Raw genomic sequence first — 12,234 nt, forward strand, 5'->3', positions numbered from 1 at the left:
TTGAATTTTGTGGCGATCAGGAAGGCGTGAACGTGGCGCAAGGTCGGATCCTTCGGCGAGCGGGGCTGGCAGTATCTCTGGGCATTGCTGCCTTGCTGCTGTCGGGTTGCTCCATCGACAACGAAGTGCTTCGTTTCGGGTGGCCTTCGGGCATCACCCCGGAGGCGACGCGCATGCGTGAGCTGTGGACGTGGTCGGTTGTAGCCGCCCTCGTCATGGGTGTGCTGGTGTGGGGGCTGGTCTTCTGGGCCGTCATCTTCCACCGTAAGAAGAAGGACTCGCCGGAATTCCCGCGCCAGACGGCATACAACGTGCCGCTCGAACTCGGTTACACGGCAGTTCCCTTCGTCATCATCGCGGTTCTCTTCTACTTCACCGTCATCGTTCAGAACCATGTTCTGGACAAGACGGACAATCCCGACGTCGTCGTAGACGTCACGGCCTTCCAGTGGAACTGGAAGTTCGGCTACCGCTCCATCGAGTTCGGTGACGGCTCCGCCAAGTACAACGGAATCGACGTCGAGGCCGAAGAGGCTGCCAAGACCAAGGGCTCCACTGTCAACGATCACGGCGAAGAAGTTCCCGGCCCGATCCACGGCAACAGCACCGAGGACCTGAGCTACCTGCACTACGACAAGATCGAGACCGTCGGCTCCAGCCAGGAGATCCCGATCCTCGTTCTGCCCACCGGCAAGCGGATCCAGTTCGAACTCGCTTCCTCGGACGTCATCCACGCTTTCTGGGTGCCTGAGTTCCTGTTCAAGCGCGACGTTCTCCCGAACCCCAAGGAGAACCACTCGGACAACATCTTCCAGATCAGTGAGATCGAGAAGGAAGGCGCGTTCGTCGGGCGTTGTGCAGAAATGTGTGGCACGTTCCACGCGATGATGAACTTCGAGGTTCGTGCGGTTTCGCCCGAGGACTTCGCCAAGTACATCGAACTGCGCAAGGGTGACGCGGAGGGCAAGGGTGGTCTGACGACCGCTGAGGCTCTGCAGGCAATCGGTCAGTCGCCGGTGGCTACGTCGACCACGCCGTTCAACACCGACCGCGAGTACCGTCAGGCAACCGTCGCCACTGCAGGCAACTGAGCCGGCCAGCCTCTTCACTGAACAAGGACAAGTGCTGATATGAAGATCGAAGCCAAGCTCTTCGAGATCCTGACGATGTTCTTCATTCTCGTCGCGATCATCTACGGAGTGTTCACCGCTCTGTCACGCACAGGTATCGAGTGGGCCGGACTGACGGCCATCGTCCTGTCTGCAGGTCTGACGCTCATCGTGGGTACCTACTTCCGCTTCGTCGCTCGTCGTCTGGACACCCGTCCCGAGGACTACGACGACGCTGAAATCTCGGATGGTGCAGGAGAACTGGGCTTCTTCAGCCCCGGTAGCTTCTGGCCGATCCTGCTTGCTGCCGCCGCTGCACTCGCAGCAGTGTCGCTGGCCTACTTCCAGCCGTGGCTCATCGCAGTCGCAGTTGTCTGTGTGCTGGCCGCCGCTGCAGGCCTGGTGTTCGAGTACTACACCGGACCCGAGAAGCACTAGTTTCACCCGCACTCGAACAGAGGCGCCGCACCCACCCGGGTACGGCGCCTCTGTTGTCGTATATGAGAGTTTCGGTGGTACGAGGGTGCGATCGACAACCGCTCAATGGTGGAGCACGTATTCGAGGTCGTAGCGATGCAGCCCGTCGACGATCTCGAGCTCGAGAGTGCCCGAGATACCCTTCAGCTCACCGGTTCCGGACCCCGGCACGATCTCGTACAGAAGCTTCTGCGTTCCGTCGATCATCTGACCGAACTGCTGTAGTGCGAACGATCCCACAGCTTCGTCGACCTGCCCGGTGACTACCTCCAGGGCGACGTAGCCGGCTTCACCGCTGCTCGGATCGCCGGCGGACAGCATGAGGCCGGTCGATGTACCTTCGATGCCGCCGATGAACGTCTTGTCGAACTCGAAGCGCCCGACGCGCCCGGAGAGCTCAGGATCGGCAGGTCGAAGATCGATCTCGAAGGTGCCGCGTGCATGAGATGTCATGGTCCGAGTATCTCACCAGCCGGCAAGGCTTCGAGGGGACTCGAGAGAACGTGCAACACTCCGTAGATGATCCTCGAACATGCCGTCCTGCAGGTCGATCCGTCGCAGTCAGCGCAATTCGAGGCCGCGTTCGACGTGGCCCGAACCATCATCTCCGAGGTTCCCGGATTCATCAGGCTGCGGCTCTCGCACTGTCTGGAAGCGCCGGAGCGGTATCTCCTGCTCGTCGAGTGGAGCGACCTGGAATCGCACACTGTCGGGTTCCGTCAGTCCGCGGGCTACCAGCGGTGGCGAGAACTCCTCCATCACTTCTACGAGCCGTTCCCGACAGTGGAGCACTATTCGCCGGTGCTCGAAGCCTAGAAGGGTGTAAATCCCGCTGCTGCCGGGACTCAGACGTCGCGGCGGGGGAGTGGTGACCCAATGGGGGGGCGTCCATACCGAATTGCTCAGAGAACGAGTGAGGCCCCGAACCNNGGTTCGGGGCCTCACTCGTCAGCTGTCGTTCCTAGTGGAGTTCTCCACTGGAACCATCGGACTTGCCGTTGGTTCGGTTCTGGTAGTCCAGAAGGATCTGAAGCTGCTCGTGCTCAGCTTCGTGATGAGCGGCTTCGAGAGCCTCGCTCTCCTCGACTGGGTCAGCGGTGATCAGGCTACCGCTGCCGGGCTTGCCGGCGAGGCCGAGCTTGTTCATCTTCTTCGGGACGGCAGCACCCTGGTACTCGAGCGGGATCGGGTGTCCGTGCTCGTCGACGGGGCCGAGCGGCTGGTGGATCTCGATGTACTGGCCGTTCGGCATCCGCTTGATGATGCCGGTCTCGATGCCGTGCTCGAGGACTGCACGGTCACTGCGCTGCAGGCCGATGCAGAACCGGTACGTCACGAAGTACGCGATGGGCGGAAGGATGACCATGCCGATACGGCCGATCCACGTCATTGCGTTCAGCGAGATGTGCAGGTGGTACGCGATGATGTCGTTGATGCAGGAGATCGTGAGCACCAGGTAGAACGCGATGGACATCGCACCGATAGCGGTACGGACCGGCACGTCGCGCGGGCGCTGCAGGATGTTGTGGTGAGCGTCGTCTCCGGTGAGACGCTTCTCGATCCACGGGTACGCGATCAACAGTGCGAAGACGAGACCCATGATCAGGGCGACGGCGAACACTGCGGGGATCGTGTAGCGGTTGAACAGGTAGATCTCCCACGCCGGCCACAGTCGAGCGAGGCCGTCCGTCCACATCATGTAGATATCGGGCTGGGAACCAGCCGAGACCTGAGACGGGTTGTACGGACCGATGTTCCACACGGGGTTGATCTGGAACAGACCACCGAGCAGTGCGAGCACGCCGAAGGTCATGGCGAAGAACGCGCCACCCTTCATTGCGAAGACCGGGAGGATGCGGACGCCTACGACGTTCTGTTCCGTACGGCCGGGGCCGGGGAACTGCGTGTGCTTCTGGTACCAGACCAACGCGAGGTGGCCGGCGATCAGGGCCAGGATGATGCCCGGGAACAGCAGCACGTGAGCGACGTAGAGGCGCGGAATGATGAGGTCGCCGGGGAAGTCGCCGTCGAAGATCAGCCAGTGCATCCAGGTACCGACGATCGGGATACTCATCGTGATACCACCGAAGGCGGCGCGAAGGCCGGTGCCCGAGAGCAGGTCGTCGGGGATGGTGTAGCCGAAGAAGCCTTCGAACATCGCCAGGATGAGCAGCAGGCAGCCGATGACCCAGTTCGCTTCACGCGGGCGACGGAATGCGCCGGTGAAGAAGATGCGAGCGAGGTGAACGATGATCGACGCCGCGAACATCAGTGCAGCCCAGTGGTGAATCTGGCGAACGAAGAGACCGCCGCGCACCTCGAAGGAGATGTTCAGGGTCGTCTCGTAGGCGCGAGACATCGTGACACCGCGAAGCGGCTGGTACGCGCCCTGGTAGACGACGTGTGCCATCGACGGATCGAAGAACAGCGTCAAGAACACACCGGAGATCAGCAGGATCACGAAGCTGTAGAGCGCGATCTCGCCGAGCATGAAGGACCAGTGCGTCGGGAAGACCTTGTTGATCTGCCGGCGCATGCCTGCAGCGAGGTGGTAGCGGGAGTCCATAGCCTCCGCTTGTCCAGCCGCTGCCGCGCTGATCTTGGACGGTTTGGTTGTTGTTGTGGTCACGGTCGACGCTCCCAAAATGCCGGGCCGAGTGCTTCGATGAAGTCACCGTCGGCGACCAGGAAGCCCTCTTCGTTCACTGTAATAGGCAACTGCGGAAGTGCGCGAGCAGCGGGACCGAAGATCGGCTTGCCGTAGGTCAGTGCGTCGAACTGCGACTGGTGGCAGGGGCACAGAATACGGTTGCTCTGCTGTTCGTAGAGCGAGGTGGGGCAACCCAGGTGGGTGCAGATCTTCGAGTACGCGAAGTAGTCGCCGTAGTTGAAGCTTTCCTGGCCCTTGCGCTTGGTGACACGTGCGGTGTCTTCCGTGCGGAGGCGGATGAGCATCACCGAGTTACGAATGCCGCGCAGTGCTGCGAGCAGAGCATGCTCGTCGCCACGGTCGGACTCGCGGAACGGGAAGACCGTTTCCATCGAACCGGCATCGAGATCTTCCGGGCGAACGAGGACGATGTCCTCGGGACGGCCGGTGTCACGACGCAGGTAGATGGTCTCGCCCGGGTAGTTCGGGGTCCAGCCGGACACCCACAGTGGTGAGTCGTCGCCCTTGGCCCACGGGTTCTTGATGAGTCCGCCGAGAGGCATGACCATCATGACGCCGAGTGCGCCACCACCGAACATCAAGCTGCGCTTGATGGCCTTGCGGCGGGGGAGGGTGGACGTCTCGAGGGTGTCGCCGAGTTCGGCGACGATCGTGCGACGATCGACCTCGGTGGAACCACCGTCGTGGCGGTCCTGGATCGAGACCTCTTCGGGGATGAACTTCTTGGTGAACTGAACGGCACCGATGCCGACGCCGAGGATCGCCAGACCCATGGTCAAGCCGATCAGCGGGGTGTAGAGGCTGTACTTGCCGTAGTTCTCGTCACCGGCGCCTGCGTACTCCCAGGGCCAGAACAGGTAGATCGCGATGAACGCGATCGCCGAAACGCCGGCGAGGCCGAACCAGAAGGCGACGTTGCGCTCGGCGCGCTTTTCCGCCCTGGTGCCCTTTACCGACCAACGATCACGGCGGTAGACGACGTCGACGCCATCGAGATTGGTACCCAGCTTGACCAGGTCGTCGCGTGACATCGCGTCGAGCTCTTCATCTGTGTACTTCTTAGGCGTATCGCCGCCATGCTGGCCAGCGTCGCTCATGACCTTGCTCCGATCCACAATGCTGCACCGACGACAGCGATGATTCCGACGGCCCACATGGCGAGACCCTCAGAGGCCGGACCGAGGCCACCGAGCCCGTACCCACCGGGGTCCTTCGACTCGCCCGACGACTTGACGTAGGCGATGATGTCCTTCTTCTCCTCGATCGTCAGCTGACGATCCGAGAACTTCGGCATGTTCTGGGGGCCGGTAACCATGGCAGCGTAGATCTGCTGCTCGCTGGCCGGATCCAGGACCGGGGCGTACTTGCCCGAGGACAGTGCGCCACCGCGGCCGGTGAAGTTGTGGCACGACGCGCAGTTGAGCCGGAAGAGCTCACTGCCGCGTCCGACGTCGCCACCGCGCAGCGAGGACTGGGCGATTTCGCCGTTCTCGTCGCGGATGAGCGTCGGGCCGCCGCCGTTGGCCTGGATGAAAGCGCCGAGGGCGTCGGTCTGCGCAGCATCGAACTTGGGGTCCTTGCGTGCAGCCTGGGCCTCGTTGCGAGCTGCGGGCATACGACCAGAGGAGACCTGGAAGTACACGGCTGCTTCGCCGACGCCGATGAGGCTGGGACCGCGGTCCTGCACGCCCTGCAAGTTCGCGCCGTGGCACGTGATGCATGACGTGTCGTACAGCTGCTTGCCTTCACGAATCAGGGCTGCTGAATCGTCACTGGCGGTCGCAACCTGCGGAGCTGGTGTCAACGCCGAAGCGAGGAAACCTGCGCTGATCAATCCCATCATCAATACGAGCGCGCCAGTGACGCGCCGGCGGATTTTCCGCTGGCGACGCGACTTCGCGGCATTCGCTGAGTTATCGGATGCGGGAGGGGGGGATGAACTCATCTGTATCCCTTTGGTATGTCGGGACGGAACTGGACGTCAGGGGCTGCCTGGGGCGTACAGCTGATTAACGGATGAAATAAATCGTGGCAAACAGCGCGATCCACACGATGTCGACAAAGTGCCAGTAGTACGAAACAACGATCGCGGCGGTGGCCTGGGCGGGCGTGAACTTGCTGACCCGGGTACGTGCGATCAAGAAGACGAAGGCGATGAGACCGCCGATGACGTGCAGACCGTGGAAGCCGGTGGTCATGTAGAACACCGAGCCGTACACGCTGCTCGAAATCGTGGTGCCCTCGTGCACGAGGTGGTAGTACTCGTAACCCTGGCCGGTGACGAAGAACGCCCCCATGACCAAGGTGATGGTGTACCAGCGACGAAGTCCGAAGACGTCGCCACGCTCAGCCGCGAAGACACCCATCTGGCAGGTGAACGACGATGCGATAAGCACCAAAGTCACCGGCACGGCCAGATACAGGTTCAATTCGGTTGGCTCCGGCGGCCAATTTCCGTTCGCCTGAGCTCGTGCCACGAAGTACATGGCAAAGAGCCCTGCGAAGAACATGAGCTCACTTGACAACCACACGATGGTGCCAACGCTGACCATATTCGGCCGGTTCAGCGAGTGCACGCGTTGGGTGATTGCCGATCCTGAAGTCCCTACTGCGCTCGTCACAGACAGAAGTATGACGCTTCGTCGTAAGAGACGACCACTCGGGTCCACCATCGGCGCGTCGCTCGGCTCGAGTTCGCGGGATCGGGCGGCGAACGCGCTGGTGGCGTGGTCGGAATATGCTGGCGCGATGGCAGCTACACACAAGAGTAGACCGTGGTTCCTGAGAATTTTCGGCACGAAGATTCCGACACCGCTCGATGCAGGGCGGTCGGATCTGGTCGTCGTCGCCGAAGGCTTCGACGACGCCGAGGCGAGCTCGACGGCTCTCGAACGTGCCGCCTCCACCGAGCCGGAGTTCATGGCGGAGTCCGAAGTGGTTCTGCGGCACCATCTCGACCTTCCGGAGGACTCGGTTGCCGATGCCGAGAGCATCGTCGCCCAGGACGGATACGTGCGAGGCGCGAGTCGGCCCGAGGACGTGGCTCAGGCGGTCGAGAATTCGGTTCGCGTCATCTTCGAGCGGGTCCAGGTGCTCGACGCGCTGCATTGCTCCCAGGAGCGTTCACGAATGGCCGGTCTGGCGCAGCGGCTCGGTGGTTCGGTCGCCGGGTGGGACGCGCTCCAGCCCCCGGTTCTCGCGGAGGCGCCGCCCAAACGCGGTCGCCGAAAGTCCTGAGCGGCCCTATTCGGTTTCCTCGCTACCTCACTGACTAGGCTGCGAGGGTCATCGACAGCTCGAAATGACAGCACGAACACAGCCCACATGGACGACAGGGGACCAAGGCACTATGGCCGGCACCGACGCAACCAACGCCGTGAACGTCGATTCGAGTGCAGTGGTGCGGTCATGGCCGATGATTCTCGGATTGCTCACGGACGGCAGTGACTTGTCGGAAGCCGACAGTCGCTGGGCGATGGGCGAAATCATGTCGGACAATGCCACCTCCGCTCAGATCGCTGCTTTCGGCGTCGGCTTGAAGATGAAGGGCGAAACCCCCGCGGAGTTGGAAGGGCTCGCCGCCGCGATGCTCGAACACTCCAGACGCGTGCCGGTCGATTCCGACGTCGTCGACATCGTCGGCACGGGTGGTGACCGCTCGAACACGGTGAACATCTCGACGATGGCCTCGATCGTGGTCGCCTCGTCCGGTGTGCGAGTCGTCAAGCACGGCAACCGCGCTGCTTCGTCCAAGAGTGGTGGCGCTGACGTGCTCGAGGCGCTCGGAGTTCGCATCAACCTCGGGCCGGAGCAGGTTGCGAGGTGCGTCGAAGAGGTCGGCATCGGCTTCTGTTTCGCGCCGGTCTTCCATCCCGCACTGCGCTTTGCGGCGGTACCTCGCAAGGAAATCGGCATCCCGACGGCATTCAACGTTCTCGGTCCGCTGACCAATCCGGCTCGTCCGCGTGCCGGGCTTATCGGGTGCGCATTTCCGAAGCTGATCTCGGTCGTCGCGGGAGTCCTTGCTCAGCGCGGTAATTCGGCGTTGGTGGTGCGTGGCGACGACGGACTCGACGAACTGACCACATCGACGACTTCGACGGTTCACATCGTCGGAGGTGGAAGTGTGCGAACTGTCACGCTGGATCCGCGTGACCTCGGAATCGACCGCGTTCCTCTCGAAGAGTTACGCGGAGGAGACGCCGACATCAACGCCACCGTCGCCCGAACGCTGCTGTCCGGGCAGAAGGGGCCGGTCCGAGACGCGGTCTTGCTGAACGCGGGAGCGGCTATCGCGGCGTTCAACGGTGTCGGTGACGATCTCGAGGGTGCGATCTCGGCCGGGATGACTGCAGCCGCTGCCGCGATCGACAGCGGCGCGGGCGCTGAACTGCTTCACAAGTGGGCGGCGCTCACCGCCCAGCTGGCCGACCAAGCCTGATCGACGGACTATTCACCCAGAGAGAATCCGGCCTCGACGTCTGCGCTGGAAAATGACTGGAAGGCGATGTGTGTGGCGGTTCGGAGAACGCCGGGCACCTTGTTGATTCCTCCGGTGACGACGTCGGCGATCTGGGCGTGGTCACGTACCTTCACGATGGCGATCAAGTCGACGTCACCTGCGCACGAGTAGACCTCCGTCACCCCGGACAGGTCGGCGACGGCCTGCGCGGTTTCCGGGATCCGAGCGGACTCGGCGTGAATCATGACGATGGCGTTGATCATTTCTCTCCTCGATTTCCCGGTGGGTTGTGATGACCCGGTGGTTTCGATCGAGCTTAGGGGTGCCGTCCCCTCGTTACGTCATCGATGTTCGGATTCGGTACCGGCCCGCGCGAGTCGGCACCAGGCTTCCCACTTGCCAGCGCCGCCTACAGGTTCGACGTAGCCGGACGTCGCCGACACGATTCGGACACCGTCCGACGCGAGCCACCGTGCGATCAGTCCCAGTTCTTCGGGTGACGCGCCGCGAAACGGTGCGTCGTCCGGTAGGACGGTTTCGGCCGCCGCGGTGATGGCGTCGACGACGGGCATCGGGTGAGTCCCACGTCTGGCGAGCCCGGCCGACGCGAGACGCCCGGAACGGATCACCGACAGCTCCCAGCCGCCGTCCCCGGTGGGTCGGGCGAGTACGAGTTGTTCGATCGCAGCGACTGCGGCGAGTCGCTGAGTGCGCCGCACCGCGGTAGCGACTGCGACCGTTCGGTCACGCAGACGAGCAGCATTCTCGAACAACGCGTGTGCGGACAGCTCGTCTATCCGGGCCTGCATCTGTCGAAGGGGAGCGTCGTTGGTTCCTCGGAAGAAACCACGCACGGCCTCAGGGGCGGCCGCGTAGTCCTCTGCGTTGATTTCCGGGGTCCAGGAGGCCGGACACGCCCCCAGCTCACGAGCGGGGCAGTCAGGGCCGTGAACGGCGCCGCGCCCGAGACGCTTGGTACACGTGCGCAGACGACTGAACTCTGCGACGGTGTCCGCGACCTCGACTGCGTCGGCGCGAGAGGTGAACGGGCCGATCGAATCGGTCGTGGGCGTGCGAACCACGGACAGTCTCGGAAACGCCTCGTCGGTGAGGGTGATCCACCAACCTCGCTTGGGAAACTTGGAGCGACGGTTGTACGGCGGCGCATGCGCGCTCAGCAGTCGTAGTTCACGCACCCCGGCTTCGAGAGCGTGCGCGCACTCGACATGGTCCACACGGGTGGCCAGCGCGACCATTTCCTTCATTCGGCCGCGGGTCTCCGAACCGGTGAAGTAGTTGCGGACGCGGCGTCGAAGGTCGGTAGCAGTTCCTATATAGAGGGCTTCGTCGGAGGGACCTCGGAAAAGGTAGACGCCGGGGCTTCGCGGCAGATTTGCGGCGAAGGACCGTTTGGCCCGCTGATGTGAGGAAATGTTGGGCAGGTAGTCGACGAGTTCGCTGTAACTGTGGACGCCTTGGTTCCCGACTCTGTCGATCAACCCGTGGAGGACATCGACTGTCGCACGCGCGTCGTCGAGCGCGCGGTGCGTCGGTTGGGTGGTTACCTGGAAGAGATGGGCGAGGGCGGAGAGTTTGACCGAAGGCGCCTCGTCGCGTGTGAGCACGCGCCTGGCGAGCTTGACAGTGCACAGCACACGGAACGCAGGCCACGGGCGTGCACTGCGTGACGCCGCTGCTTTGAGAAAGCCGATGTCGAAGGGCGCGTTGTGTGCCACCAGCACCGCGCCCTCGGCGAATTCGAGAAAAGCCGGTAGGACACGTTCGATGGGAGGTGCGCCGATCAGCATGGCCGTGGTGATTCCGGTCAGTTCGACGATGTACGGCGGAATGGACCGGCCTGGATCGACGAGGGTTGCCATTTCACCGAGTACCTCGCCACCGCGGATCTTGACGGCGCCGATCTCGGTGATGGAGTCCTGGTCGGCGCTTCCACCTGTGGTCTCGAGGTCGACGACGACGAACGTCGTCTCGCTCAGCGGTGTGTCCAGCTCGTCGAAGCTCAGTTGCCGCCCGACGTCGACTTTCTCCCCGTCGGAGAACGGGGGCGGAGACGGAAATTCTCGGGCCGAGGCGGGACTCACATCGCAGACAGTAGAAGGACCCCCCGACAGGAATTGGAGAATACCGACGCGGAATCCGGCTCACTCCGACTTCCATTGCGAAAGCAGCGGATTGACCCCCGACAAAAGTATGAGAGACGAGGATCACACTTGCGGTGGGAACTCGCGAATGCGGACTCCTGCCTACTTGCCGGTAGGGCGATTCGGAGGGCCTTTGCTGCGTTGATCGGTGGCTGACTTCGCGCCCGTGAACGGAACAGGTTCTAGTTTCAAGTAATTGTCGTTGAACTGCGCGGAAGATCGGATTGTCGGGTTTGGTGAGCCTTGGCAGTGGGTAGCGGGTGCACGTTTGCGGGCGGAGGGTGGGGTGCCGAACCGACCTGTTGTTATCTCCTCGTGACCCACCGGGCGTATCGCGGGCGCGGCACCACGTTTTCCGGCGAATCGGGCGCGATTGTCACGAAGCGGTCGACATCGTCGCGATCATTTCGTAACCTTCCTGAGACCTAACGAAGTCTTGCCGGACCAAACAGGACCGGCATCGTCAGGAACCGCCTAATCGGGATCTCCGCGAGGAACCCGAACCGGGAACCCAAGTTTCCACTGGGGTGAATCCCGCCTGGGGTGCAGCACGCAGGATCGCTGCAGACCACGCGGGTAGGGCTGATCTTCCCAGCCCGAACCCGTCAGCTAACTCGGTCGGCGGATGAATGGAAGAAATGGAGCACCCCTTAAGTGGCGTCACAGAGTTTCAAGCGTTCAGCGCAGTTGGCAGTAGCCGGCGCGCTCGCAGTCGGAGCATTCGCTGCAACCGCTGCACCTGCCTCGGCAGACCCCATCACCATCCCCGGCGTCGGCACGTTCGAGGTTCCGGGCGTTTCTATTCCTCAGTTGCCGGTCATTCCGGGCATCACCGACATCGCACCGGCTGCACCGGCCGCTCCCATCTCCAGTGTTGGTGAGCAGGCAGTTCGCGCCGCAGAGAGCAAGCTGGGCTCCCCGTACGTGTACGGCGCAGCCGGCCCGGACGCATTCGACTGCTCCGGTCTGGTTCAGTGGGCATACAAGCAGGCCGGCCTGAACCTGCCTCGCACGAGCTACGACCAGGCTGCAGCCGGCGTTGCCGTCGCACAGTCCGATCTTCAGGTCGGCGACGTGATCTCCTTCTACGGCGGGTCGCACTCGGGCATCTACGCCGGCAACGGCAATGTCATCCACGCGTCGACCGCTGGTCAGCCCGTGAAGCTCGCTCCGGTGTCCTCGATGCCGTACGACGGTGCTCGCCGTTACTGATTTCTGATCACGCTCGACGGCTGTCGCCGGTAGGCAGTCGGAACGATCCGCCGCTGCAAGGCGGCGGAGCTCGGGGGAGCTCCGGATCTTCGAATGTGGGCCTCGAATCTTCGATTCGAGGCCCACATTTCTGTTTCTCGA

General features: G+C 62.8%; 13 protein-coding genes and 1 riboswitch. Of the genes, 6 read left to right on the forward strand and 7 right to left on the reverse strand.

Going from position 1 to position 12,234, the window contains the following annotated elements; genetic code table 11:
* Positions 1-26: 26 nt before the first annotated feature.
* A complete protein-coding gene (locus tag DBV08_RS26155; RefSeq protein WP_124569340.1) occupies positions 27-1,091 on the forward strand; it encodes a cytochrome c oxidase subunit II in 1,065 nt (354 codons plus the stop codon).
* 39 nt (positions 1,092-1,130) lie between these two features.
* Entirely contained in the window at positions 1,131-1,547 is a 417-nt protein-coding gene (locus DBV08_RS26160; RefSeq protein ID WP_003941723.1) for a cytochrome c oxidase subunit 4, read from the forward strand.
* A 102-nt stretch (positions 1,548-1,649) separates the two neighbouring features.
* Here the strand turns inward: DBV08_RS26160 and DBV08_RS26165 are convergent, their stop codons facing one another.
* Positions 1,650-2,039 carry a DUF3224 domain-containing protein gene (locus DBV08_RS26165; protein ID WP_095969857.1) on the reverse strand — a complete coding sequence of 130 codons (390 nt, stop codon included), beginning with the start codon at positions 2,037-2,039 and terminating at the stop codon, positions 1,650-1,652.
* Between the two features lie 66 nt (positions 2,040-2,105).
* On the opposite strand from DBV08_RS26165, the gene DBV08_RS26170 reads away from it, so the two are divergent.
* Positions 2,106-2,402 (forward strand): antibiotic biosynthesis monooxygenase, encoded by a 297-nt coding sequence (locus DBV08_RS26170; protein ID WP_124569341.1) that lies wholly within the window; start codon positions 2,106-2,108, stop codon positions 2,400-2,402.
* A gap of 145 nt (positions 2,403-2,547) precedes the next feature.
* On the opposite strand, the gene DBV08_RS26175 is transcribed toward DBV08_RS26170, so the two are convergent.
* The 4 genes from DBV08_RS26175 to DBV08_RS26190 all read right to left on the reverse strand — a co-directional run bounded on the left by DBV08_RS26175 (position 2,548) and on the right by DBV08_RS26190 (position 6,878).
* Positions 2,548-4,152 (reverse strand): cytochrome bc complex cytochrome b subunit, encoded by a 1,605-nt coding sequence (locus DBV08_RS26175; protein ID WP_007730057.1) that lies wholly within the window; start codon positions 4,150-4,152, stop codon positions 2,548-2,550.
* A gap of 59 nt (positions 4,153-4,211) precedes the next feature.
* Positions 4,212-5,354: a ubiquinol-cytochrome c reductase iron-sulfur subunit gene (locus DBV08_RS26180; RefSeq protein ID WP_007730058.1), complete on the reverse strand. Its 1,143-nt coding sequence runs from the start codon at positions 5,352-5,354 to the stop codon at positions 4,212-4,214.
* Entirely contained in the window at positions 5,351-6,202 is an 852-nt protein-coding gene (locus DBV08_RS26185; RefSeq protein ID WP_003941682.1) for a cytochrome c, read from the reverse strand. Before DBV08_RS26185 ends, DBV08_RS26180 begins: the two co-directional genes overlap by 4 nt.
* A gap of 64 nt (positions 6,203-6,266) precedes the next feature.
* A complete protein-coding gene (locus DBV08_RS26190; protein WP_095969859.1) occupies positions 6,267-6,878 on the reverse strand; it encodes a heme-copper oxidase subunit III in 612 nt (203 codons plus the stop codon).
* 127 nt (positions 6,879-7,005) lie between these two features.
* Here DBV08_RS26190 and DBV08_RS26195 point away from each other — a divergent pair, with 127 nt between their 5' ends.
* Together DBV08_RS26195 and trpD are read left to right on the forward strand one after the other, a co-directional pair.
* On the forward strand, positions 7,006-7,494 hold the full coding sequence (locus DBV08_RS26195) for a hypothetical protein (RefSeq protein WP_124569342.1): 489 nt from the start codon (positions 7,006-7,008) through the stop codon (positions 7,492-7,494).
* A 112-nt stretch (positions 7,495-7,606) separates the two neighbouring features.
* Positions 7,607-8,698, forward strand: a complete 1,092-nt coding sequence (trpD, locus tag DBV08_RS26200) for an anthranilate phosphoribosyltransferase (protein ID WP_124569343.1) — start codon at positions 7,607-7,609, stop codon at positions 8,696-8,698.
* 8 nt (positions 8,699-8,706) lie between these two features.
* Here trpD and DBV08_RS26205 read toward each other — a convergent pair whose 3' ends face one another.
* Positions 8,707-8,982, reverse strand: a complete 276-nt coding sequence (locus tag DBV08_RS26205; RefSeq protein WP_003941677.1) for an Lrp/AsnC family transcriptional regulator — start codon at positions 8,980-8,982, stop codon at positions 8,707-8,709.
* A 78-nt stretch (positions 8,983-9,060) separates the two neighbouring features.
* Positions 9,061-10,821 (reverse strand): DEDD exonuclease domain-containing protein, encoded by a 1,761-nt coding sequence (locus DBV08_RS26210; protein WP_185564920.1) that lies wholly within the window; start codon positions 10,819-10,821, stop codon positions 9,061-9,063.
* Positions 10,822-11,342: 521 nt separating this feature from the next.
* Positions 11,343-11,521: riboswitch (cyclic di-AMP (ydaO/yuaA leader) on the forward strand.
* Positions 11,522-11,535: 14 nt separating this feature from the next.
* Here DBV08_RS26210 and DBV08_RS26215 point away from each other — a divergent pair.
* Positions 11,536-12,093, forward strand: a complete 558-nt coding sequence (locus tag DBV08_RS26215; protein ID WP_003941754.1) for a C40 family peptidase — start codon at positions 11,536-11,538, stop codon at positions 12,091-12,093.
* The last annotated feature ends 141 nt before the right edge of the window (positions 12,094-12,234 follow it).

It is taken from the genome of Rhodococcus sp. KBW08 (genome assembly GCF_003852455.1).
Lineage (GTDB): Bacteria > Actinomycetota > Actinomycetes > Mycobacteriales > Mycobacteriaceae > Rhodococcus_F > Rhodococcus_F baikonurensis.

Coding starts and splice junctions, on each gene's coding strand:
- DBV08_RS26160 (WP_003941723.1), top strand. CDS start 1,131: ATGAAGATCGAAGCCAAGCTCTTCGAGATCCTGACGATGTTCTTCATT.
- DBV08_RS26165 (WP_095969857.1), bottom strand. CDS start 2,039: ATGACATCTCATGCACGCGGCACCTTCGAGATCGATCTTCGACCTGCC.
- DBV08_RS26170 (WP_124569341.1), top strand. CDS start 2,106: ATGATCCTCGAACATGCCGTCCTGCAGGTCGATCCGTCGCAGTCAGCG.
- DBV08_RS26175 (WP_007730057.1), bottom strand. CDS start 4,152: ATGGACTCCCGCTACCACCTCGCTGCAGGCATGCGCCGGCAGATCAAC.
- DBV08_RS26180 (WP_007730058.1), bottom strand. CDS start 5,354: ATGAGCGACGCTGGCCAGCATGGCGGCGATACGCCTAAGAAGTACACA.
- DBV08_RS26185 (WP_003941682.1), bottom strand. CDS start 6,202: ATGAGTTCATCCCCCCCTCCCGCATCCGATAACTCAGCGAATGCCGCG.
- DBV08_RS26195 (WP_124569342.1), top strand. CDS start 7,006: ATGGCAGCTACACACAAGAGTAGACCGTGGTTCCTGAGAATTTTCGGC.
- trpD (WP_124569343.1), top strand. CDS start 7,607: ATGGCCGGCACCGACGCAACCAACGCCGTGAACGTCGATTCGAGTGCA.
- DBV08_RS26205 (WP_003941677.1), bottom strand. CDS start 8,982: ATGATCAACGCCATCGTCATGATTCACGCCGAGTCCGCTCGGATCCCG.